General features: G+C 73.5%; 21 protein-coding genes. 8 read left to right on the top strand and 13 right to left on the bottom strand.

Annotation, left to right across the window (positions count from 1 at the left end; genetic code table 11):
• Positions 1 to 257: 257 nt before the first annotated feature.
• From QI554_RS31090 to QI554_RS31060, 7 genes are all read left to right on the top strand, one after another.
• Positions 258 to 1,115, top strand: a complete 858-nt coding sequence (locus QI554_RS31090) for a hypothetical protein (RefSeq protein ID WP_281474616.1) — start codon at positions 258 to 260, stop codon at positions 1,113 to 1,115.
• Positions 1,116 to 1,252: 137 nt separating this feature from the next.
• Positions 1,253 to 1,789: a hypothetical protein gene (locus tag QI554_RS31085; protein ID WP_281474615.1), complete on the top strand. Its 537-nt coding sequence runs from the start codon at positions 1,253 to 1,255 to the stop codon at positions 1,787 to 1,789.
• A gap of 145 nt (positions 1,790 to 1,934) precedes the next feature.
• The gene (locus tag QI554_RS31080) at positions 1,935 to 2,705 is read left to right on the top strand and encodes an SPDY domain-containing protein (protein ID WP_281474614.1); all 771 of its coding nucleotides are present in this window, start codon (positions 1,935 to 1,937) and stop codon (positions 2,703 to 2,705) included.
• 53 nt (positions 2,706 to 2,758) lie between these two features.
• Positions 2,759 to 3,493, top strand: a complete 735-nt coding sequence (locus tag QI554_RS31075) for a hypothetical protein (RefSeq protein WP_281474612.1) — start codon at positions 2,759 to 2,761, stop codon at positions 3,491 to 3,493.
• Positions 3,414 to 3,800 (top strand): hypothetical protein, encoded by a 387-nt coding sequence (locus QI554_RS31070; RefSeq protein WP_281474611.1) that lies wholly within the window; start codon positions 3,414 to 3,416, stop codon positions 3,798 to 3,800. Before QI554_RS31075 ends, QI554_RS31070 begins: the two co-directional genes overlap by 80 nt.
• Positions 3,801 to 3,993: 193 nt before the next feature.
• The gene (locus QI554_RS31065) at positions 3,994 to 4,815 is read left to right on the top strand and encodes a hypothetical protein (RefSeq protein ID WP_281474609.1); all 822 of its coding nucleotides are present in this window, start codon (positions 3,994 to 3,996) and stop codon (positions 4,813 to 4,815) included.
• The gene (locus QI554_RS31060; protein WP_281474608.1) at positions 4,808 to 4,936 is read left to right on the top strand and encodes a hypothetical protein; all 129 of its coding nucleotides are present in this window, start codon (positions 4,808 to 4,810) and stop codon (positions 4,934 to 4,936) included. Before QI554_RS31065 ends, QI554_RS31060 begins: the two co-directional genes overlap by 8 nt.
• Positions 4,937 to 5,293: 357 nt before the next feature.
• On the opposite strand, the gene QI554_RS31055 is transcribed toward QI554_RS31060, so the two are convergent.
• The 6 genes from QI554_RS31055 to QI554_RS31030 form a co-directional block, all read right to left on the bottom strand.
• On the bottom strand, positions 5,294 to 6,256 hold the full coding sequence (locus QI554_RS31055; RefSeq protein ID WP_281474606.1) for a hypothetical protein: 963 nt from the start codon (positions 6,254 to 6,256) through the stop codon (positions 5,294 to 5,296).
• 335 nt (positions 6,257 to 6,591) lie between these two features.
• Entirely contained in the window at positions 6,592 to 6,762 is a 171-nt protein-coding gene (locus QI554_RS31050; RefSeq protein WP_281474604.1) for a hypothetical protein, read from the bottom strand.
• Between the two features lie 48 nt (positions 6,763 to 6,810).
• Complete coding sequence (locus QI554_RS31045; protein ID WP_281474603.1) at positions 6,811 to 7,605, bottom strand: ArsR/SmtB family transcription factor; 795 nt, start codon at positions 7,603 to 7,605, stop codon at positions 6,811 to 6,813.
• 8 nt (positions 7,606 to 7,613) lie between these two features.
• A complete protein-coding gene (locus QI554_RS31040) occupies positions 7,614 to 8,054 on the bottom strand; it encodes an SRPBCC family protein (protein ID WP_281474602.1) in 441 nt (146 codons plus the stop codon).
• A 210-nt stretch (positions 8,055 to 8,264) separates the two neighbouring features.
• Positions 8,265 to 9,212: a hypothetical protein gene (locus QI554_RS31035; protein WP_281474601.1), complete on the bottom strand. Its 948-nt coding sequence runs from the start codon at positions 9,210 to 9,212 to the stop codon at positions 8,265 to 8,267.
• Positions 9,213 to 9,352: 140 nt separating this feature from the next.
• On the bottom strand, positions 9,353 to 10,210 hold the full coding sequence (locus QI554_RS31030) for a hypothetical protein (RefSeq protein ID WP_281474600.1): 858 nt from the start codon (positions 10,208 to 10,210) through the stop codon (positions 9,353 to 9,355).
• A gap of 293 nt (positions 10,211 to 10,503) precedes the next feature.
• Here QI554_RS31030 and QI554_RS31025 point away from each other — a divergent pair, with 293 nt between their 5' ends.
• Entirely contained in the window at positions 10,504 to 11,856 is a 1,353-nt protein-coding gene (locus QI554_RS31025) for an outer membrane protein assembly factor BamB family protein (RefSeq protein WP_281474599.1), read from the top strand.
• Between the two features lie 83 nt (positions 11,857 to 11,939).
• Here the strand turns inward: QI554_RS31025 and QI554_RS31020 are convergent, their stop codons facing one another.
• The 7 genes from QI554_RS31020 to QI554_RS30990 form a co-directional block, all read right to left on the bottom strand.
• The gene (locus QI554_RS31020; RefSeq protein WP_281474597.1) at positions 11,940 to 12,878 is read right to left on the bottom strand and encodes a C40 family peptidase; all 939 of its coding nucleotides are present in this window, start codon (positions 12,876 to 12,878) and stop codon (positions 11,940 to 11,942) included.
• Positions 12,875 to 13,969, bottom strand: a complete 1,095-nt coding sequence (locus QI554_RS31015) for a replication-relaxation family protein (RefSeq protein ID WP_281474596.1) — start codon at positions 13,967 to 13,969, stop codon at positions 12,875 to 12,877. Before QI554_RS31015 ends, QI554_RS31020 begins: the two co-directional genes overlap by 4 nt.
• 22 nt (positions 13,970 to 13,991) lie before the next feature.
• Positions 13,992 to 16,526, bottom strand: coding sequence for a DUF8128 domain-containing protein (locus QI554_RS31010; protein ID WP_281474595.1), 2,535 nt, complete (start codon positions 16,524 to 16,526; stop codon positions 13,992 to 13,994).
• Positions 16,527 to 16,545: 19 nt separating this feature from the next.
• The gene (locus QI554_RS31005; protein WP_281474594.1) at positions 16,546 to 18,294 is read right to left on the bottom strand and encodes a VirB4 family type IV secretion system protein; all 1,749 of its coding nucleotides are present in this window, start codon (positions 18,292 to 18,294) and stop codon (positions 16,546 to 16,548) included.
• Between the two features lie 107 nt (positions 18,295 to 18,401).
• Complete coding sequence (locus tag QI554_RS31000; RefSeq protein ID WP_281474593.1) at positions 18,402 to 19,340, bottom strand: PrgI family protein; 939 nt, start codon at positions 19,338 to 19,340, stop codon at positions 18,402 to 18,404.
• 6 nt (positions 19,341 to 19,346) lie between these two features.
• Positions 19,347 to 21,158 carry a TrbL/VirB6 family protein gene (locus QI554_RS43675; RefSeq protein WP_485131018.1) on the bottom strand — a complete coding sequence of 604 codons (1,812 nt, stop codon included), beginning with the start codon at positions 21,156 to 21,158 and terminating at the stop codon, positions 19,347 to 19,349.
• 539 nt (positions 21,159 to 21,697) lie between these two features.
• A complete protein-coding gene (locus tag QI554_RS30990; RefSeq protein WP_281474590.1) occupies positions 21,698 to 22,120 on the bottom strand; it encodes a pilin in 423 nt (140 codons plus the stop codon).
• Positions 22,121 to 22,187: the final 67 nt, after the last annotated feature.

The raw sequence follows: 22,187 nt of genomic DNA, 5'->3' as shown, positions 1-22,187 counted from the left end.
GCCACAGCCGCCGCTGACCGCGGCACCCCCTGACCCCCACGGGCCGGGGCCCCCCCCCCCCGTACCCCCCGGCCCGAGGCCCGGCATCACCCGCCCCCGGGCGGGCCGCCCGCACCCGCCGCCCGCCCGCCGGCACTGCCCTGGGCCGGGGCCGCCGCCCGGCTCCCCCCAGTCCCGGCCCAGGGCCCTGCACGACGCACGCCCACCGCATCGATCGCGCCGCCGCGTTCCCGTGCCCGCCCGAAGGAGGCGAACCCATGACCCGCAACCCGCCCGCCGCCGAGCCTTCCTGCGACCACGTGCCGCTTGGCACCCGTGCACTGTGCCGATTCCTCGGCGTCACCGACCCCGCCGAGCTGGCCCCGCCCGACGGCTCCGCCGGCCCCGTGTCGGCTGCGCTCGCCCGGTACCTCCTTGGTGCCGCCGGCGAAGTCGACGAACTCGACGAACGCCTCGCACGCGACGCCGCACGCCTAGCCTGGGATGTGGCCCCGTTTGCCGAAGCCACGGACGCCCACCGGCAGTTCTCCTGGGGACACCTGGTGGACCGCGTCCAGAATCTCGCCGCCGCCGACTGCTACGTCCGGATCCGCCTCGATGCCCTGCACGCCGCAGCGCAGATCTACGCCGGTGCCGCGCACAGCACCGGTGCGCCCGACGGCGCCCCCCGCCCCGGGCCGGAGAGCCGCCAGCCACCGTGTGCCCCCGCAAAGGCGGCCACCACGGCGCGCCCCGGACTCGGCGCCGTCATGACCTCGGCGCTGCACGGCACCACCTACACCGCACTGGGTCGCGACTGCACCGGCGCCGGGCCCCACGCGGTCCTCGCCGAGGTGATCCGCGACACCGCCCGCGAACTCGACCGCCTCGACAAGGCCCTCCTGCATGCCCTCCAGTACGACGCCGTCGAACTCGCCGAAGCCGCAAGCGACATCCGTCACCACCGTCGCGCCACGTCCAGTCCCGAGATGCGGGACCGCGGCGAGCTCCTCCGCGTCGCCGCCGCCCACGAAGCCACCCGCCGCCACCTCGCCCGCCTAATCGACGCGTGGGGCGACCTCGACCACGACGCGCCCGGCCCCACAGCCGCCCACGCCCCGCACCCCGCCGGCTGACGGCGCGCCGCGCGGTCCTGCGCCCACGCCGCCCGACGCCCCGGGCCGGGCCGCCGGCCGCACAAGCCCCGGCCGGGCCCGGAGCCCTGCACCGCCACCTCGTTCCCGAACCCGCGTGAGACAAGGGGGACTTCCCGATGGCCGCCGACACCTGCACCCGCATCACCACCCCGGCTTCCCTGCGCGACCGCGCCGTCGCGGCGCTGCGCGCCCGGGACGAGGCCGCCGCCCGCGCCGAACACGCCGACCGCGGGGGCGACCTTCCTCCCGACGCCGTCCGCGCCACCTACGCGTCGCGGATGGCGCTGGCCGGGATCCTCGGCGTAGGCGAGGCCGGCATCCTCGCCTCGCTCGCACCGCACGGCACGGTCGTCCTCACCGTCGTCGACCCGTCCCAAGGTGGCACTCTCGCGTTCCTCGCCGAACGAACCCACCCCGCCCCGGGTCACCGTGACGCGCCCGCGTTCCGGTTCCACGTCATGGCCCCCTGCCCGGGATGCCGCCGCTCGATCCCCGTACACGAGGTCCGCGAACTCGCCGACCTCGGCTTGTACTTCTCGCCCCGCAATCTCGACGAGAACGCGGTCATCGCCGATTACGTGTCCGCGCCGGGCGCACTCGACCCCGTCTGGCACACCGCCGAGTGCGCCCTCCTCCGCGCCTGCCACGACTGAACACCGGCCCCATGACCCCTGGGCCGGGGCGCCCATCAGGCCCCCCGCCCCGGCCCAGGGCCCGCAGCGCCCCCGCAACCCCGGCCGAACGCCGCTGGCACCCCGCCCGCTTGCCCATCGCACGACCCGCTTTCGGAGGTGTTCCATGACCGCTCGACAGCACGTTCCCTCGCGCACCGGCCCGCGCCGGGTCGTGCTCGCATGCCCACCGTGGCTCGCGGGCGACGCAGCCTTCGCCGTCGATGCCGCCGCCCGCGCGGCGGGGTGGCCGTGCACGCACGACGACGCCGGAAACACCCGCTGGCGCAGCCCGGACGGCCGGGCACGGCTGGGGTACGTGCCCGAGCCGCCGCGGGGGGACCCGTACCGGCGCCCCGCCGCCCAGGAAGGCACCGCCGACCACGTTCGGGGGATCTGGACCGTACGGGCGCGCCTTCACGAAGCCGCCGCCTGGTCGGGCTGGTTCAACGACGGCTGCCTGGTGCCCTCCGGCGAACACGTGCCCCAGGAGATGGTCGCCGCCGTCCTCGAGTCGCTCGCCGTCCCTGGCCGCACCGAACCCGATGCGCTCGCCGACCCTGGCAACCCCGAAACTGTGTGGCAGCTCCTGCGCGAAGCCGCTTGGCACATCGACCACTTCTACGACGACACCCGCGTCGCACGGTCGCCCGACGCCACGGCCGCACTCGAATGCGACACCCCGGAGGCGGGCTGGCGGCTGCGGGTACGCCGGGCCCCCACCGCGGGCCGGGTGCTGTGGAAGGCCCGCTTCACCCCCTCTACCCCTGCCTTCGTGATCGCCGCCGTCATGCGTGCCATGACCGCCCCGGGGCTGCCCCGCTGCATCGGTGACCTGCCCGCGTGGGCGTCCGTCCGCCCGTACATCGCGGCCCCCGCGCCGCGCAGTCGGCGCTGACTGTGCGCCCCGCCGTGTCCTGCACGCCCGTGCCCGATCCGAGGAGTCATGCCGTGCCGACCGTCCGCCTGCACTACGCCGCCGACGCGTTCGGCGCCCTGTCCGACCTCTACCGCGACCCCACGCGCACACCGCGGGTGCTCGCCGCGGACAGCCTCGCACCGACCGTCGACCCGGCCACCGGGGGAGGCCTGTCCCGCATCGCGGCGCACCTGGATCGCCCCGGCCTGTACGACGGACCGGCACGCCGCTTCACCGGCCGCGACATGATCGACGCCGCGCTCGGCCGCGCCCCGCGCGCGGCCGACGCGGGCCAGGCCCCCGGACCGATCGCGGTCCTCCACCTCGCCCCGGATCAGGACCCCGGCGCGGGCCCGCTCACCGACACCGCCTGCGCCAGCCTCGCCCGTACCGTGCTGTGCGCGCTCGGCCAGGACCGATGGCCCCGCGACCACCCCTGGCTCGTACTCCGCGCCGCCGACGGCATCCGGCTGCTCACCCACACCACCCTGCCGAACGGGGAGATGGACGACGCCCGCCGCGTCACCGAACCGCCCGCCGACAGCTCGGGCGCACCGCTCCGGCTGCCCCTGACACTCCACCCGCCTCACCGGCGCCCGGCCCTCGGGCCTGAAGCCGGCATCCGCACCGAAAGGACCCGTCGCCATGACCGCCAACACGACCGCCCCGCACACCACCGTCGCGCGCGTGCCGCTCGGCACCCGCATGGTCCGCGACCACGTCGGCGTCGACCCGTACGAACTGGTGCTCCGGCACAAGGACGATGAGGCGCTCGCCGCGCTCGCGAGCCTGCTCGTGACGACTGCGACCCGGCTGGACTTCTTCGACACCGAAGCCGCCCGCGACATCGCCCATGCCTCCACCGAGGCCGCCCGCGCCGCTGCCGACCCCGACACCCACCTCGGGCTCAGCGGAGCCTGGACCTCCTTGGCCCAGCAGGCCGGGCGCATCGACACGGGCCTGGCCCGTATCGCCGAACTTCGCCAGACCCTGAACGCCGAACTCGTCACCTACACCCGGGTCCTCGCGGCCCACCGCCCCGGCGGCCACCTGGCGCCGCCGCCCGCTTCCTGACCCGACCGCTGCCGATGCCCGGCACCGACGCACCACGCCTCGGCCGACGGTCTCCACCCGGCTGGCCCCCGCGTAGCAGGAACAACTCGGCGCAGGACGGCCAACAACGCCAGAAGCCGCACACCGGCCTCGCTGCCCGCACCCGCGCCGCCAGCAATCCGAACTTGTCCCCCCGTCCCGTAAGGAGTCTTCCGTGACCACCTCGACCACCAGCGCGATCCCGCTGCGGGACCGTGCGATCGCGGCGCTGCGCGCCCGCGACGAAGCCGCCGCCTACGCTGTTCCCCAAGGCGCATTCCGCGACGCAGCCGAGCGCGCGAGGACGGCACTCGCCGTTCTGCTCGGCCTGCCCCACGAGGCGGTCACCGCCTCCATCGGCCCACCCGGAGGGCTCGTCCTGCCGGTCACCGACCCGGCCTCGGGCCGCAGCCTCACGTTCTACGCCGAACACACCTGCCAGCCGCCGGAGAGTCTCCCCGCGCAGCAGGGAATCCGGTTCCACGTGCTGTTACCGTGCCCGAGCTGCGACCGGCTCGGCCCGCACGGTGTCATCCACCACCTCGCGGACCTCGGCGCGCACTTCGTCCCCCGCGATCCGGACGCGTACCCCGAGCAGGTAACGCTCGCACCGCACTTCGCCGACCCCGTGTGGCACGAGCCGGGCTGCCCCCTCGCCGCACACACCAGCGTGGCCGCGTCCTCGCACACGCATCCAACCCGCGCGGAACCAGTCGCGCCACAGGGCAGGGCTGACCGCGCGGGGTGGGCGGTGGAGTTCCGCAACAGCGCCGACCAGACCGTCGCGCATGCCTCCTACAACGTCCGCTACGACAGCGACGGCATCGCCGACCGCGTCACGGCCGACCTGGAGATCTACTTCTCCTGGCTCGTCAAGGACGCGCTCGTGCGCCGCGCGCACGGCGTGTGCACGGCCCTGGTCGTGGCCAATCCGGCGTACGCCCGCACCCTCGCCGACCAGGACCGCACCACCGGGCGGGAGCAGGGCGATGGGTGAGTGCCGCCACCTCGTCGCGCACTGGACCACCGCCGTGACGCGCGCCCAGATCCTCGACGGCATCGACTACGCCCGCCGCGTCCGCGACCTGGCCGGGCTGTCTTCTGCTGCTGTTGCTTGACCCAGCCGTGCGAGGCACGCGACGGCGACCTTGCCCTCGACCCGAACGCCGCGCTCGCCCGGCTGCGCGACCTCGCCACGCAATTCCTCACTGCCCACCCCGAGCCCGGCGCCTCAGACAGCGACCTGGCTTCGCAGGAGGCTGTTGAGCCGGTCGATGACGCAAACATCGTGGCCCCAGCCTGGCCGTCGGCCGGCCCGTCCGCGTCGCGAACTCCCCGCAGACGCCGCGTCCTCGGACACCGAGACAGCCGAAGCCCAAGCGGCCCTGGGACAGATCGACGCGGTCGTGCAACGCCTCACCCGGGTGTATCCACCGCAATCCCCGCCCACGGCCTGAGTCCACACTTCCAGTCCTCTATTCGCCGCCGAAACTGGGGCCGAAGGACTGCCCGCCCATGGTGAAGCTGAACATCAGGTCGAAGACTCCGGCGGGCCGGTCAGCGCTGTTGTCTACAGTGAGTTTCAGGGCGGTCATGTCGCCCGCCTTCACAACAGTGACCGCGACCGGCTTGTCGGGACGCTGGTGGGACCGCCACCAACCGGCGGCGCGCTCGGCGTCCGCTGGGTTGCTGTACACCGCGCACACGTCCTCGGACGATTTCGCCGCGCTCTCGGCGTGGTAGCCGATACCGATCAGAGACGCTCGTTCCTCGGGGGCGCGGAGGATGTCGGCGGCGTATACACCGTTGCCGAGGCAATCGGCCATGGCCCTCCAGGCGGGGCGCTCTGACAAGCGCGGCGACGGGATCGACTCCCGCGCAGCGAACACCGGGTTCCCGCTTGTCCATTCGAGTCGATCCGCGGCCACCCGATAGGCCTGATACATGCCGTTGGGTGCGCCCACCGACCACAGGTCGCCTTGTTGCGCGTAGCCTTTTGCGGCCAAGGCTGATTGCAGCTTTGCCGTGTCGAACGTTCCGGTGTAGTAGCCACCGGGCTTACCCATCGGGCCGACGCTGACGGCGGTGTCGACTTGGTCGACGTGCAGGTCCAGAACGTTCGGCGTGTCCCAGTTGGTTGCGGTCGTGCCGAGCGGACTCCATCCCAGAACCACGGCGACATACCCGAAGCGTTTGCGGTCGGCCGCCACGAGCGCACGGAGCCTGGCGGCGTCACGGAAGTGGAGCATCGCGCTACCGGATCCGTTGACGGACTCTTCGGTGACGGCGGCGAGCGCGGCGCGCAGGCCGTCCGTTCCGGAGCCGGGTTTCCCGATGTCCGTGCCGCCGGGGCCCTTGTCGTCGCCGCCCCCGCATGCGGTGAGGACGAGCCCGACGGCGGCAACGACGCCGATCCAGCGTGCGGTCATGCGTGCCATGAATCCCCCTGATCAGCTGGGCTGTTGGTGCGTCGCGGGCAGCGTGATCCTCGCTTGTCCCGCACCGGCGCGGCAACGGGCGCGACGGGGGTGAGCGGAAGTCGATGGTGATCCCTCGGCGACCACGTCGTCGCGGACGACACGGTCGGTGATCGCGGTGATGGTGGTCGCGGACATCTCGGTGTCGCGCGTCTCGGCCAGGTATGCGGCGATCTCCCGTGCGTGAGGCCCTCCGCGGACAGCGAGACCACTGGAGCGTCGACACCGGGGGGGCGGGGGGGGGGGGCGCGGGGGGGCGGGGGGGGGCGCGCGGGGGCGGGGGGGCTGACGAATCGTCAGCCGCCCGGTTCCGTGGGCGGGTCGGCCGGGTCGACGGCGGCCAACTGGGCGAGATGTCCCTTGGCCTGGCGTTCACACCAAGCGGTGAGGACGGGCGGAAGGTCGGGGAAGTACTTGTGCGGCGTCGCCCATGCCAGCGCGTTCGGCGATTCGTTGCTGGTGTGCATGTTGTGGTGACGCACCAAGCCACGAGGTCGCCCCCATGAGCAAGATCGTCAAGGTGCGTCGCCGTCACCACTGTCCATGGTCAATGGAGCCGGATCGCCCACTTCCAGCAGGGTCTTGAGATCGGCGAGGACACGCGGCCAGCCGCGGCTGATGCTCTCCAGTACCTTGCTGCCCGGCATGAAGCCGTCGTGGATGACGGTGAGTTTCACCAAGCCGCCGATGTCTTCCAGGTGGAAGGCCACCTTGGAACGCGGCTCGGGTGTCCCCCCATCGCACGTCGTCTTGTTGTGCCAGGTGTAGGCGAGGCGGCGAAACGGGTCGGATTCCAGGACGACCTGGTCCGGGTCATCGGCGATGCGGCCGTCGCCTGTCGTCACGACGATGGTCGAGCCGGGCCGCCAGTCCGACTCGAAGGTGTGTCCGGCCCAGTACCGCCGGGTGAAGGCGGGCTCTGTCAGCGCCTGCCACAACCGTTCCGGCGTGGTGCGTATATAGGTGGTGTACACGAATGCGGGGTTGCCGCTGGCGTCCAAAGGGGTCCCTTCCAGGGCTTGTTTCAGATCCGCCAGGGCCTCGACGCGGGCCTGGTCGTACCGGTTGATCCATCGCTGTGCGATCTCGTTGATCGGAACGGCGTTGAGATAGTGGATCTTCTCCCGCCCCTGCCACACCGCGGTGACCAGCGTGGCCTGCTCCAGGATCGCCAGGTGCTTGCTGACGGACTGCCGGGCCATGTCCAATCCGGCGCACAGTTCCCGCAGCGTCTGGCCATTGCGGGCGTTGAGACTGTCCAGGAGCCGACGCCGCGTCGGATCGGCCAGGGCCCGGAAGACCTCGTCCACGGGCGCGGTCAGTTCCAGCTGCTGGCGAGGGGCATCTCTGCGACAGGCTGCCAGCCGCCGTTCTCCAGCCCGTTCTTCAGGCTGAACAGGAACTGCCCCCACCGCGTGGAGCAGTGGTGCATGAACTCCACCGGCTCACGCCAGTTCGCGTGGGTGAACTTCACGACCGTCTCTTCCGCCGCGGGTCCGGGGTAGATATCGAACGTGATGGTGGTGCCGACCCACTCGGCCGGACCATCGACGCATTCCCACACCACCCGCTCATCCGCGACGAGCTCGGCCACCCGCACGGTCAGGACGGGCTTCTCCCCGCCTCCGAACTCAAGTTCCCTCCCGGCGTCACCGCTCGTGGGCATCCACCACTTCGACACCCCCTCGGGCGTGCTCACCGTGTCGTAGACCTTCTGCTGCGCGGCGTAGACGCCCACACGGTGCCGGATATCGGCCATGATCGTCCTCCCCTGTGATAGGCAGCCTTTCGGTTGCCTATCACAATAATGCAGCCGCGCGGCTGCATGTGCAAGCGTGACATCGTGCCCGCGCACCAGTCGCGGGCTGGGGTTGGCGCGCAGGTATTGACAAACGCCCGCTGAGCGCGCACCGGTGCCGCCCGTGTTCCCCGCGCTCCGGGGGAACGCGGGCAGCGCCGTGTTGGGGGCTCAGTTCGAGGGTTGTGCGCTGGTCGGGGCGTTGTTCACGCTGTCCGCCGCGTCGGTGGGACGCACGGCGCGGAACCGGCGGGGCTTCTCGCAGGTGAGTTCCACGCGGCTCTCGGCGGTGAGCTTGTCGCAGGCGTTGGCGACCGCGCCCGCGGACCTGCCGCCCAGCGCCCGGCCGATCTCGCCGGGGGTGAACGCCTGGCCGGGGTGGGTGGTCAGGTGTGTGAGCACCAGCTGCCGCAGCGCGCCCGCGCCCAAACGGGCCGCCGTGCCGCCGCCCGAGGCGGAAGCACGGCCGGTCGTGGCCCGCGCCGGCGGGGTGGCAGGATCGGCGACGTCGGGGGCGACGTGGGGCGTGTCGGGGCCGACGTCGGCCCCGGCGGCAGGGCCGGGGGTGTCGGGCGGGGCAGGGGCGGCCGGGCCCGTGTCGGGGCCGTTGTCGGCTTCGGTGCCATCGGCAGCCCCCGGGTCCGCGTCCCCGGCCACCGGCGAATCCGGCGTGGCTGCTGGCTCGTTCGCCCTGTCCGAGATCACCCCGGCCGCGCCGACGGCGGGCGCGGGCTCGTCGGGGGCGTCCGGCGTCTCGGGGCCGGGTTGCTCGGCGGGCGTGCGGACCGGGTGCCAGCGGTCGGGCTGGCGGCTGCTTCCGATGTAGCCGCCTGCCGCGCGTCGTGCGCCCTTGTGGGCGGCGAGGCGGGCGAGGGTCTTGCTGGTGGTGGTCCGTGCGATGTGGGCGGCCTCGGCGATCTCGGCGATGGTCATCCCGTGCTCGGGGGCGGCGGCGAGTACTGCGCGGACGCGGTCGAGGGCGTCCGCTCCGGGCGGGAACGCGGGCGGGGCGTCGGGGGCGATGCCGGGCAGCGTGCCGTCGTCGGACACCGGCGGCGCCGCGATGGTGGCGGCGGGTTCGGGCGCGGCCGGGGCGCGCTCGGGTGAGGGCTTGGGCATGGTGAATCGCTTCCTGAAAGGGGCCCGCGCACGGCGGGACTGGTGGACACGATTGATTCCCCGGCCGGGGGTGACCGCTCGGGTCGCATGTTCACGGCCCGTGCGGTTGTCTCGATCGACGCTCCGAAGCGCACTTCGCGTCAAGTCGGTGTTCTCTCGGTGTCGTTCGGCGCTTTGGCCGCTGTTCCGTGGACGTCGGTGGCGGCGGCGAGGTCGAGGGCGTCGCGCAGGGCTCGGGCGCGGGCCTGTCCGATCCGCAGTTCCGCTCGCAGCGTCCGGATGGCGGCCGGCCGCCCGGTTGCCGCGCGGGAGGCGCGGTCCACCTCGCGCGCGGGCAGGTACAACGGGTCCTTCTCCGCCTCTGCGCCTGTGGGCGGGTCCGGCGTCGGGACCTGGCCCTGCACGACCGCCGGGTCCGCTGTGGGCGGCGGGGGTTCTTCGGGTCGGGTCGGGTGCATGTGCTGGGCCGGGTCGGGTCCGTTCGGCCCGGATGTACCCGGTCGGACCGGGTGCACCTGGTGTGCGCCTGGGGCGGCGGGTACATCGGCCGTGTCCGCTGTCCCGGTCCCGGTGGCGGGTTCGTGGAGGAGGTGGCGGATGCGGCGGCGGTACGCGGCGACCGCTTCGGAGACCAGGACGAGGAGTGCGGGCGGGATCGAGTGGAGGGTGATGCCGGTCGGGTCGGCGTTCTCGGGTATGCCGCCGGTCGCGCCGGGCGACGTGGGCCAGACGGATTCCCAGATGTTGAGGGCCCACGCGGCGAGGCCGGCGAACCAGCGCAGGGCGACGGCCCATGCCGGTGGGGTGGCGCCGAGTTCGGCGAGGCGGGCATCCACGGTGAGGCAGGTGCCGAGCGCGAGGGCGAGCATCGGGTCGAGCAGCAGTGCGGTCGGCCAGGGGACGCCGTGGCGGACGGCGAGGCGGGTGACGTTGACGGCGGTGAACGTGAGCGCAAGGACTGCGACGGCGGCGAGCGAACGCGTGAGTGTCCGCAGCAATACCCGTGCCTCGTCGAGAGGTTCGGCGCCCGATCCGGCTGGCGGATGCCGCGGTGGCGTGCGATGGGTGTCCATGGCGGTCATCGGTTCCGGCTGATTCGCGGCGTGCGGCCGCTCGCACCCAGGGGACCTCGTCCACCCGGTAGGCGACGGACGCGTCGGCGGACCGCCGCGCACACGAGGCGCGTGGGCAAGGCGCTCGGTGGAGCGGTTCGCTGGTCCCGCGTCGGTACGCTGGCGCGTGCACGCAGCGGCCGCGAAGCCGACTGCACGGGGATGCAACGGGGGCGCACATGGCACGTCGCACGGCACTGCGCGGGACACGGGCACTGATAGCCGCAGCAGCGGTGCTGCTGGCGGCCGGGTGCACCAGCCCAGGCAAGGCGCCCGCGCCGCCGGCCGGTTCGGCGCCGTCGGCGGCCGGCCCAGGTGCGGGCGCATCCGCACCGCCGTCGCGGAAGGCCTACGATCCCCCGGTCGCGTTCCAGGCCGCCGGTCCGGTAATGCCGCCCGGCACGTCCGGCGGACAGGTCAACGGCCAGGGCGACGCCTATGGGCCGTTCCCGGTGCTGCTGTACGGGACGACCGCGTACATCGCGGGCGCGGACCGGATGGACGTCGTCGACACCGGCACCGGCCGGACCACCGCGACGGTGCGCCCCCAGCGCCCGCCGTTCCTGTACCAGGACCAGTTCGCGGGCAACAACACGATCCGCCCGCCCGTCCTCGTCAGCGCTGCAGACCGGCCGACCGTGCTGGTGCCGTTCACCGTCGCGGTTCCCGGGCAAGGGACGACGCCAGGCCACGACGCCGTCGAACTGCACGCCGTCGATACGGCAACGGGTGCCACGGTCTGGGTGGCGGTCATCGATCTGCCGCGGACGACACCGGTCGAGTACACCCGGATGGCGACCGCCTACCGCGAGTTTGCCACGGTGATCGGCTCCTACGGCACGACCGTTGTGCTCGGCGACGGGCGCAGCGGCGTGTACGCGTTGAACATCCTGAGCCAACAAGTGCTCTGGCACCGCGACGGGTTGCGGACGCCTGTGGTCGCGGGGCCCGTGGTGGTCGGAGACGTGCCGGCCGCTGCCGGCGGCGGCGCGCCCTACCGGCTCCTCGGGCTGGATCTGGAGACCGGTACCGAACGGTGGGCGTCCCGCGACGTCGGCGACCACCAGGTGTTCTACGCCGGGCCGACGCGGATCGCCGCCCTGGTCCGCCCGGACCGCGGCAGCAGGTACTTCACCCTGGTCGACACTGCGACCGGCGCCCTGGTTCCTGTCGCGAATCCTCCCCAGAACGCCACGCAGCCGCGCATGGACTGCCAGTACGACCGGGCTGCCGTCCTCGTCTGCCACGAAGCACTCTCCAGTGGCTGGTCGTTCGCCCTCGACCCGATCAGCGGCGCCGTCCTGTGGGAGATCCCCGGAGGCATGGGGAGCCGGCTTTCCCCCAGGATCACCACGGTGTGGCACGGCATGGTGTACGGGCGCACAGAGAACGGCCCGGTGGTGCTGGACGCCCGCACGGGTGCGGACCGCAACACCGCGCCGGGGGTGGCGCCGTACGCGGTCAATGAGTACGTGGGGATCGCTCAGATCCCAGACAGGTACGGCCTTTTCGCCTGCCCTGCCACGGGTTGAGTGGGCAGTGACGTGGAGGTCCCCGCGAGCCAGACGGGGCGGGCCTCCATGCGGTAGCGGTGTTATCGCTGCGGGCACCATGTTCACCTCCGCGAGGCGGGCCGGGTGGCGCCGTAGTAGTCGTCGCCGGGCCAGCGGAACCGTTCGGTGCGGACCAGGGCGCCGGTGAAGGGGGCGTCGATCATGAGGCCGTCGCCGATGTAGAGGCCGACGTGGTGGATGTTCCGCGCGGTCCCGTAGAAGACGAGGTCGCCGGGTTGCAGTGGGGCGTTGTAGGGCAGTTTGGGGCCTGCGGCGTACTGGTCCTGGGCGACGCGGGGGATGGTGATACCGGCGGCGGCGTAGGCGGCTTTGGTCAGGCCGGAGCAGTCGAAGCCGCCTTCGGCGGGTCCGTCGCCGCCCCACACGTACGGGGTACCGATCTGTGCGCGGGCGAACGCGATCGCTACCTGCGCGGCCGAAACCGGAGCCCCTACGGGGTTGTTCGGTGCGGGTGCGGCGTAGGCGGCTGCTTGGTCGAGGACTTTGTCCACGTACCAGTTCGCGTGGTTGTACGCGAAGATCGCGCCGCGCAGGTTCTTGCCGTCGCGGGCGCCGTTGGCGCACAGGTAGCGGGCTGCGGCGGGTATGGCGTCGGCCGGGTTCCACACGTTGCCGCCTGCGCCGTACTGGGTCCAGGTGGCGGGCATGAACTGCATGGGACCCAGCGCGCCGGCGCTGGAGACGAGGTCCCGGTCGCGGCCGTGGTCGGATTCGACTTTGCCGATCGCGGCGAGCACGGTCCACGGCAGTCCGGGGCAGGTGGCCGCGGCGTTCTGGTACAGGCCGAGGTAGGCGGGCGGGATGTCGGCGAGCGCGGACGCGCTGGGGCCCAGCGCGTTGCCGCCGCCAGTGCCGCCAAACGGGATGCTGAGCGGCAGGAGCGCGAGTTTGAGGATCAGGCCGATGATCACCGCCAGTATCGCGAGCAGGGCGAGGACGGCGGCCAGGCATCCGCCCAGCGCGGCGCGCAGGGCCTTCACCGCGTCCCCCTGGTACCGGGCGGTGGCAGGGGCGGGACGGCCTGCCAGTCGGGTGCGGGCGCTCCGGGTTCGTTGTCAGCGGCGGCGAGGTCGAGGGCCGGGACCAGGCCGCCGAAGTATGCGGCAAGGTCGCGGAGTTGGAGGCGATGTGCCCCTGACGCGATGTGCCGGGTGGCGGGGTGGAGTGGGAGCCAGACCGGGTCGGCGGCGGTGGGGCTCCTGTCGTGGTCGAACCGTTCGAGGTGGAGGGGCTGTTCGGCGGGGGTGAGGCCTGCGTGGGTGGTGGCGACGGGCAGGTCGAGGTCGGCCGTGTGGTCGGCGATTCGGGTGCGCAGGAGGTGCTCGCGGACCGGGTCGGGGGTGTGGATGAGGACCGGGGTGCGGGTGGCGGTCCCGCTCGCGTGGGCGGCGTACCCGACGAGTTTCGCGGCGACGCGCCAGGCGGTTTCGGTGCCGCGGTCGTACTCCAGGAAGAACCCCGTCACCCGTGTACCCGGGTGGACCGCGAGGTCCTCGGGTACGGCGCCGGGTGCACGCCGGGGTACACGGTTACCGGGCCGCGCTCGGCGGGGTTCGTCGGTGTCCTCTGAGTCGTGGTGGAGGCCGTAGGCGTCGGGGCGGATCCAGTCGCCCCACAGCTGTGTGCAGGCGTGGGCGGGGAGCCAGAGGCGCAGTTCGCGGTCCGGCCGGGTGCGGTGTTCAGCGGCAAGGCGGACCATGACCTCGTTTGCGCCGACGTTGTGCGCGAGCTGCGCGGAGTGCGCGATGCGGGCCGCGTCGTAGGCACGCCAGGGCAGTTCACGGACGGTCGTGGCGCGGCGGGCGGCGAGCGCTGCGGCCCCGGTGGGGCCGAGGACCAGGTGGGCGGGCGCGGACCCGGTCTCCTTGAGCGGGCGGAACGTGTCGATCACGCCGTAGGTGGCCAGCCTGGCAAGGCGGGCGGTGGCGGTGCGGCGGGCCGTGTAGGCGAGCCGGAGGACCTGGGTGGTGGTCAGCACGCGATGGGTGTGGAGCATCTCGATGAGCCACCAGTCGCGCGCGGTGAGCCGGGCGGCCAGTTGCGCCGCGGCGGTGCGGGCGTGCGCGGGCACGACGGTCTCCCTCCGGCATCAGTCAGGGCACCGGCGGCGGGCCGGGGCGTGGCGTTGTGGGCCGGGTGCGGGGGCCGGCGTGGTGGTGGGCGGCGTCGCGGAGCAGGCGGGTGCGGCCTGGGACGGCGGGCGGCAGGGGGCGGGTGGTCAGCGTGAACGCGGTGGTCTCCGCGCCGCCGACCAAGAGGCGTGCGGCTGCCTGGTAGCCGCCGAGGTGGGCGAGGTCGTGTTCGGTGAGGGTGGGGCGGGTGTGCTGCTGGAGGGCGTGGGCGTCTTCGGGTGAGGCGGTGAAGTAGACCTTGTTGCGGGCGTTGGCCGAGATGCCCTCGCGCAGGTCCGCGGTGAGTTGGGCGAGGTGCTGGTGGGCGAGGACGAGTCCGAGCCGGTAGCCGCGGGCTTCGGCGAGCATGTCTTCGAGCGGGTACGGCAGGGTGAGGAAGTTGTGGCACTCGTCGACGTACAGGCTCGCGTCGCGGCGCTCTGTTTCGCGGGTGTGGGCGCGGGCGGCGGCGGCCTGCCAGGTCTTGGCGACGACGAACGAGCCGAGGAGGCGGACGGTTTCCTCGCCGAGGACGCCCTTGGGCAGCCGGGCGAGCACGATCCCGCCGTCGAGCGCGGTGGAGAAGTCGAAGCTGGATTCGCCTGCGGCGACGGTCTGGTGGACGAAGGAGCGCAGCAGGAAGGCGCGGAGCTTGTTCATGAGCGGGCCGGTGACCTGGGCGCGGGCGGGGTCGGAGAGTTGCTCGTACCAGGTCCAGAACCCGCGCAGGACGCTGTCCGTCGGGTCGAGGCGGGCGACGGTGCGGCGGCGGTAGGCCTGTTGGTCGAGGAGGCGGGGGACGTCCGCGAGGGTGGCGGGCGGGGTGTGCGGGCCGGTGCGAAGCAGGGTGAGGCAGGCGGCGCGCATGACGTCGTCGGTGCGCGGTCCCCAGAACGCGGGGAAGATCCGGCGGAAGACGCCGGTGATGTTGTCGACCACCATGTCGACGTTCGCACCGTGGGTGTCCAGGACGTTCATACGCGGGGGAGTGCGCGGGTCGTCGGGGTCCAGGACGACGAGCCGGTCGGCCGCGGATGCGGGCAGGCGGGCAAGGAGTTCGGTGACGAGGTCGCCTTTGGGGTCGATGACGATCGCGCCGCGGCCTGCTGCGGCGTCGTCGAGGATGAGGTGGCCGAGCAGCGTGGACTTCCCCGAGCCGGTGGCACCGACGACGTGGAGGTGGTGGCGGGCATCCGCGGTGCGCACGCCGACGGCGCGGGGGTGCCCGGTGTCCGCATACCCGAGAGGCTTCACCCCGTTGCCGGGGACGGGGATCTGGGACGGCGGGATGACGGCGCGGGCTCCGGCCCGCGCGATGCCGGGCGCGTCCGGGTCCAGTGGCAGGTGCGCGAGCGCGGCCAGTTCCGGCACAGATAGCAGGAAGCCCCGTCGGGCGAAGCGGCGTTCGTCCAGGACGCGGGCGGGGCTCCGCAGGCGGGTGCGGGTGAGCCAGTTGCGTTCGGCGAACACCGACATCGCGGTGGCCAAGGCGTGCGCGCGAGCACGCAGGAGTGGCCGCACGGGGGCACCGTTGAGCGGGCCGGAAGTGCGGTCCTTGAGGAGGGTGACCGCGCCGCCGTCAGCCTGCGCGCCGTTGTCTGCCGTGTCGGCGGCAGGTGCGGGGTGGGTGGCGGCGTAGCGGATCGCGACTTCCCATTGGGGCCCGGCGGATTTGGCGACGAGTTGGCGGAGTTCGGCGGCGTGGGCGGGGTCGAGTTTGGTGGTCGCGGCGGGTGAGGTGGCATGGAGCAGCCATGCGGCAAGCGCGCGGAGCCGGTTCGGGGAGTGTCCGGCTTTGACGCGGCGGGCGGCGCGTCGGGCGCGCCGCAGCCGGGCGCCGACGGCCGGCCGGGCGAGGACCTGGACGAGGGCGGTCTCGTCCTGGGCCAGGCCGGTGGCGGCTTGGAGCAGGGGCCGCAGGGGGTCGGCGGGGTGGTCGGTGCGCAGCGGCAGGACGTCGGGCCGGGCGAGACGGAGCGCGCCTGCTTCGACGGCGTGGCCGGGCGGGCACACGGGGCTGGCGGGTTCGATGCGGGTGTGAGCGCCGGGCCAGGCCGCGTCCACGGCGCGCCGCACCAACGTCGTCGGCACTGACGCGGCCAGCCACAACCGCACGGTCAGCCCGCTGGGGGCGAAGGCGTATTCGAAGGCGAGGTGGGGCTGGCCCTCGCGCCATCGCCGCCACCACGGTCGGGCAAGTCCCGCGAGTTGTGCCCACAGCATGGCGCCGCCTGCGGGCTCGACTTTGGGGGGTGCGAGGACGGTGACGCACCGCGCGTCGGCGGCGAGGCGTCGGGCGCGGCGGTCTCTGATGCGGGCGCGGGCCGTCGCGGCGCCCACCGTCGCGGCGACGAGGGCGGGTGTCGACCAGGGCCAGGTGCCCGCGATCCAGGCGAGGGCGCGGCCGAGCGTGGCCCACAGCGCGTTCGGGTCGGTGAGGAACCGGCCGAGCGGCCCGCCGGACGGGTCGGAGGCGAACGCCAAGCCAGCAGTGCTCGGTTCGTGGTGGTACGGCATGGCGGGGCACTCCTGCGGGTCAGAGCGGTATCGGCACTGAGGGGTCGTCGTCCTGGTCACCGGCGGCGAGGTCGGCTCCGGGTTCGGAGGCTGCGGTCTCGAGTCCCTGGCACAGCGCGTCCTCGGCGTCGGAGGCGAGCGCGGCGAAGGAGACCCGGTGGGATCCGGCGAGCAGCAGCCCTTCCCCGCGTGGCGCGGCGAGGAGGAACTCGGCTTCCCCTGCGGAGAGTCCGAACGCGTCGGCGACGGCGCCGATGGCCTGGGGGGCCTGGCGCATGAGGATCTGGGTGGCGGCGTTCGCGACGACCGCCTGTCCGAGTTCGGTGCCCAGCACGTCGGCGGCGTCCTGGGTGACCACCGCGAGCCCCGCCTGCCGTTTGCGGGCGGCCTTCGACATGCGGAACAGGAACTTCGCTCCTTCGCCGTCGCGCATCAGCCGCCACGCCTCGTCGACGACCACCAGGCGCCGCTTGCGGTCGCGCGGGTTGTCGACCTGCCCCCAGATCGCGTCGAGGGTGAGCAGCATGCCGGCCGTCTTCAACTCGTCGGCCAGGTCCCGCAGGTCGAACACCACCAGGTGTCCTTGCGGGCGGGCCGTGGTGGGGCCGTCGAACAGGCCTGCCCACGACCCGGTGGTGAACGGTGCAAGGCGCGCCGCCAGGTCGTAGGCGAGGTCGGTGCCGTACTCGTCCAGGGCGGCTTGCAGGTCGCCCAGCAGTGGCGCCGGACGTGACCACGTGCGCGGGTCCGCCGTGATGCCCGACGCCCGGTACGCGGCGAGGATCGCCGTGTCCAGGACCGCGCGCTCGACTGCGGTGACGTCGCCGCCGAGCAGCACGGACAACAGCGTGTGCGCGAACAGCGCCCGCCGCGTCAGCGCGTCCGCTCCCGCGGTCGCCGCGTCCGGCAGGTCGAACGGGTTGAGCCGGACCCCCGGTGCGCCGACCCGGACGACCGTGCCGCCGACCGCGTCGGCGAGACGGGTGTACTCGCCTTCCGGGTCGACCACCAGCGCGTCGACCCCCTGGTAGAGGGAGCGCAGCAGGTCGAGTTTCGTCAGATAGGACTTGCCCGCACCGGACCGGGCGAGCGTGACGGAGTTGTGGTTGTCGGCGGCGAACCGGTCCCACAGCACCAGCGACGTGGACGCGGTGTTCGCGCCGTACAGCACCGCAGATTCGGTCACCCCGCCGGCGACCGGGTCGGCCGGGGGCAGGTCGGGGCTGGCGAACGGGAAGCACGCGGCCAGGGCCTGGGTGTCGAAAGTGCGCCGCACACCCAGCAGGTCGAGGCCGAACGGGAGCGTGGTCAGCCACCCGCGCAGCGCGCGGAACGTCGCCGGGGCGACGCGCAGCAGTATCGACTCGGCGACCGCCCGTACCGACGCCAACTCCTCGGCGAGCGTGTGCTCGTCGTCGGTGTGGACGGTGATGTACAGGCCGACGGAGAACAGCTTCCCCTCGCCCCGGGCGACCCGGTACGCCAGGTCCGCGGCGTCGGCTGCGGCGGCTTCGGTCTCGGGGTCGTCGAGCTTGCCGCGCCCGTACTCGACGCGCCGCGTGGATTCCAGGCGGGCGCGCTGGCGGCGCAGCCGCTGCACGGCGACCGGCACCGGGACGGGATCGATGTGGAGGGCGACGTCGACGCGGCCGGGGTAGGACAGCAGCGGCTCCAGCCAGCCGGGTGAGACTTCGGCGGGGTAGCCGGTGACGACGAGGGTGGCGGCGAGCTGATCCCCGACGGCGACGAACCGGGGCCGGACCTCCACCGCGTCTGGGCCAAGCCACCCAGCAAGTCCGGGGTGGGGGCCGCTGTCGTCGCTCGAGTCCGCAGAGCGGCGCCCGAACCAGCCTCGGAGAATGAGCCGTTGCCAGGTCACAACGCCCTCCCCGGAGCCTGCCCATGCCGACCCGCCAGGGCCGCGTCGGGGTTGAGTGCGGTGGCGAGCGCGACAGCGGCCGATTGCGCGTCGAGGGGGTGCACGGTCAGGTCGGCTGGGGCCAGTGCGCGGGCCGATTCGGCGGCGCGGGCTGCGGCGCGATCGGCTGTCGCCGCGGTGCGGCCGGGTTCGCGTACGGCCAGGAGGATCCGCCGCTCCAGCAAGTCGCGTCCCTCGACGAGGCGGTCGAGGAAGTCGGCGTGCGCGAGCGCCGCTTCCTCCAGCGCGGGGTGGGGCAGGCCGCCGGCGGCGTGCTGGAGCCGGGCGACGTGCTCGGTGAGGTCGACGGGCCGGGCGGCGACGAGGATTTGTACTGGGCCGGTGGCCGCGTTCAGGAACCGGGCGAACGCCCCTGTCAGGGAGGCTTGTTCGGGGCCGGTGCGGAGCGCGAAGTTGACCGTGGAGCAGACCGCGAGCGCGCACATCCCGTCCTTGCCCAGGCGTAGGACGCCGGTGTCGTCCATGTCCTCGACAGGCAGCGCCAGCGGCGCCGGATCCGGGCCTGCCGCATCCGACCAGGCGGGGTCGAGCCAGTCCGGGTACGAACTGGGGCGGTCCGGGGCGGGGGCGAGGCGTTTGGGGGCGCGGGCGTGCCGCAGCGCGGCAACGAGCATCTGGTCCAGGTGCATTCCGTCGCGGGAGACCAGCGCCGCGACCGCGCCCAACGCCGCGATTGGCACCGCACACGCGAGGTACACAATCCCGGGGACCCGGCTTCGGGCCAGTAGCCAGCCGACCCACAGGAGGAGGAACACGGCGGTGAGCCAGAGGGCTTGGCGGACGGTGAGCGGTCCGAGCACGCGGTCGTCCTGCTCGATCTTCGGGATCCGGACCGGAGGAGGGTTCTCGTCGTCGGGGTACAGGGGCGGGGCCATCACGGGTCAACTCCCTTCTGTGGGTGGCGGGGTGTCTGTCGGGTCCAGGGGTAGGTGGAGGCGGATCGGGCGGCCGGTCGCGCGCGGCGGCCGCGGCGGGGGCCGTTCGATCTGCGGCGGCTCCACTGGAGCTGCTGCGGGCAGTGGGCGGGGGGCCTGCGCCGGGGCGCGCGCGGCGGTGCGGGGCCGCGCGTGCCGGTCTCGCTCGTCACGGGGCCACGTGACAGGGGGCGGTGTGGCCGACGGGGATGCGGCAGGCGACGTCGGCCCCGCCGGCGCGGGCCGCGACGGCGGGGGCGACGTGGAGGGCGGGTGCGGGCGCGTCCTGTTCCCGGCGCTCGGGGCGGGCCGCGCAGGAACCGGCGTCGCCCCGGTCGGCGGGGGCGCCGCGTCACCGCGTTGCACCCGATGCGGGGGAGATGACTGCGCGCGTGACGCCGCTGCAGGACCACGCGGTCCTTGACCTGCGCGGGAGGTTGACGCCGGGATCGTGGAGAGAGGCGGTACGGCAGTGGGAGGGGGATTCGGACGAGCCGGTGCGCCGGCTGAGCGCGGCGGGGCCGACGTTCGCGCCGTTGCGTCGGCGCCGCCGGGCAAGGGCGGTTGGCGGCGGCCACGGGTCTCAGATCCGTGCGCGGCTGGCGTGGAAGCCGACGGACTTGGCCGTGCCGACGCAGCTGATTGCCGCGGCTCGGGAGCGGACGCCTGGCGTGCGGCCGGCGGCGCCGTCACGGCGCCGCGGGGGCGCCCCGCAGCGGGCGTGCGGCGTGTTGGGCTTCGCTGTTGCACCTGACCGGGCGTCGCGGGCTGCGCCGATACCGCTTGGTGCTGCACGGTCGGGCCCGGGGCAGGCCCTGCCGCCCGGGGGCCTGCGGCTGCCGCCTGGACCGGCGCCGTATGTGGTGTCCCGCCGCTGCGACCGCGCGCACGGCCGGCTCGTGGGCCACCCCCGCGAGGTCCTCGGCCGCGTCCGCCGGGTCCACCCCCGCGGACCGGGCCCGAGCCGGGGCCGCGTCCACGTCCGCCACCACGGGGTCCGCGGCCGCCTCCGGGCGGCCGTCCGCCGCCAGCGCCCGGCTGGCGTTGCCGCCACCACGAGGCGGCTTGGCTCCCGAGCCGCCAGTACAGCAGCCCGCGTAGCACGGTGCGGACGATGCCACCGCCGGAACGGCGGGGCGCGGCTTGGAAGATGACGCTGGTCGCCCACTTGGGGATCTTCAGCAGGATGTAGAAGAGGGTGAGTCCGGCCAGGACTGCGCCGATCCCGCCTGCGGTGGGGAACCCGAACGGGCTGGCGTTGGTCTGCCCGTACAGGGTCCGGATGCCGACGATGAGCGTGGTGGCCTGGGCGACCTGGATGGCCAGGCAGCCGCCGAACGCCCGCCACCACAACCGGGCGAGGCCGTCGGTGGCAGGTGAGGCGTGGCAGGCGATGGCAAGTGGCGCGCACGCGGCCAGGAGCATCACCACGGCGACGCGGACCATGAATCCGAGCAGGACCGCGATGAGCACGGTGAACTGAACGATCACCAGGATGAGGAAGAACAGCCTGCCGCTTGTGGGGTTGAACAGTTTCGCGACGATGCCGGCGCCGTCGACGCCTTGTCCGAGGATGGTCTGCGCGACGGCGTTGGACAACTCGACCGCGTAGTGCATCAGTTCCAGCGACGTCGCCGCGGTGAGGAAGGCCACGACCAGGCGCGGCCCGATCTGCTTGGCGGCATGGCGGGTCTGCACGGACTCGTACGCCATGACGGTGACGCCGCCCGCGACAATGAACAGCCCGTACAGGCTCGCCGTGATCCCCAGCGATGTCATCCACACGGCGCGGATCGACGGGTTCGCCGCCGGGTCGGGGGTGGCGAGGAGGGTGCTGCCGAGGAGGTCCAGCAGCGGCTGGGCGGCCTCTTCCACGATCTTTCCGAGCAGCGCCGTGATCGCGCTCACGACCAGCCCGGAGATGTCGGGCATACCCAGCCCGCCGGAACCGGTCAGCCAGCCGCCGATCGTGTTGATCCAGTCCCCGGGGTTGAACGGGTTGAAGAACGCTGGGGTGACTGGGGTGTTGGTATTCGGGTCCGACGGCACGGTGCCCGGCCCCGGAGTCCCCCCGGGCCCTGGCGCGCCGGGAGCCGGGGTCCCAGGCGTCGGTGTCGGCGTGGGCCCCGGTGTGGGATCGGGCGCCGCCGGCAGCAGGCTCGGCACGCTCGTGCCGTGCGCGTCGTCGGCCGGTGCGGCGAGCGCGGATGCGCCGCCGAAGAGAACCACCGCGGCGGCGACGAGCACAGCGGCCCACAACGCGGCCCGGGCGAGTGCGCTGCGCGCAGTAGACGGTTTCCGGCACATGCCGCACTCCGCTACGCGGGCTGGGGCGGAGGGCTGCTGGCGGGGGCTTCGGGGGTGGCGGGCGTGGTGTCGCCGACGAACCCTTGGAGGATCTGGAGGATGATCGGCGCGAGGACGGCGAGCATGTAGCCGATCCCGGCGGCCTTCAGCGCCGACTTGGCCTTCTCCACCTCGCCCGGATCGCCGCCGGCCAGCAGGTACCGCAGCCCGCCGATCGTCAGGAACAGGGTCGCCGTCGCGGCGAGGATCCCGGTGATCCAGTTGCGGGTGTTCGCGATCACCACCGGGATCGTGTTGACCGCGTAGGCGTACTTCGGGTCGGCGAGGACGAGCAGCAGTCCGGCGGGCAGGGGCGTCCACAGCGTGCGGACGGCGCGGATGCGCCGACGCCGGGCGGTCGGCGCGCGGCGGTGAGCGGGGTGCTTGCGGGGCATGGGATCGGCCTCCTCGACGCGGCCCGGACCGGGGCCGTGCGGACCATCGGCTGACATGGGTGCGGTT

Source organism: Yinghuangia seranimata, from assembly GCF_029953285.1.
Taxonomy (GTDB): Bacteria; Actinomycetota; Actinomycetes; order Streptomycetales; family Streptomycetaceae; genus Yinghuangia; species Yinghuangia seranimata.
Note: the sequence above shows the minus strand (reverse complement) of the source record. Positions and strands in the feature narration are given on the sequence as shown.

Bases quoted from the DNA above. Each gene is read 5' to 3' on its own strand.
- QI554_RS31035 (WP_281474601.1), bottom strand. From the start codon at position 9,212: ATGCCCAAGCCCTCACCCGAGCGCGCCCCGGCCGCGCCCGAACCCGCC.
- QI554_RS31085 (WP_281474615.1), top strand. From the start codon at position 1,253: ATGGCCGCCGACACCTGCACCCGCATCACCACCCCGGCTTCCCTGCGC.
- QI554_RS31025 (WP_281474599.1), top strand. From the start codon at position 10,504: ATGGCACGTCGCACGGCACTGCGCGGGACACGGGCACTGATAGCCGCA.
- QI554_RS31080 (WP_281474614.1), top strand. From the start codon at position 1,935: ATGACCGCTCGACAGCACGTTCCCTCGCGCACCGGCCCGCGCCGGGTC.
- QI554_RS31090 (WP_281474616.1), top strand. From the start codon at position 258: ATGACCCGCAACCCGCCCGCCGCCGAGCCTTCCTGCGACCACGTGCCG.
- QI554_RS31000 (WP_281474593.1), bottom strand. From the start codon at position 19,340: ATGGCCCCGCCCCTGTACCCCGACGACGAGAACCCTCCTCCGGTCCGG.
- QI554_RS31010 (WP_281474595.1), bottom strand. From the start codon at position 16,526: ATGCCGTACCACCACGAACCGAGCACTGCTGGCTTGGCGTTCGCCTCC.
- QI554_RS31055 (WP_281474606.1), bottom strand. From the start codon at position 6,256: ATGGCACGCATGACCGCACGCTGGATCGGCGTCGTTGCCGCCGTCGGG.
- QI554_RS31060 (WP_281474608.1), top strand. From the start codon at position 4,808: ATGGGTGAGTGCCGCCACCTCGTCGCGCACTGGACCACCGCCGTGACG.
- QI554_RS31040 (WP_281474602.1), bottom strand. From the start codon at position 8,054: ATGGCCGATATCCGGCACCGTGTGGGCGTCTACGCCGCGCAGCAGAAG.
- QI554_RS31050 (WP_281474604.1), bottom strand. From the start codon at position 6,762: ATGCACACCAGCAACGAATCGCCGAACGCGCTGGCATGGGCGACGCCG.
- QI554_RS43675 (WP_485131018.1), bottom strand. From the start codon at position 21,158: ATGACATCGCTGGGGATCACGGCGAGCCTGTACGGGCTGTTCATTGTC.
- QI554_RS30990 (WP_281474590.1), bottom strand. From the start codon at position 22,120: ATGCCCCGCAAGCACCCCGCTCACCGCCGCGCGCCGACCGCCCGGCGT.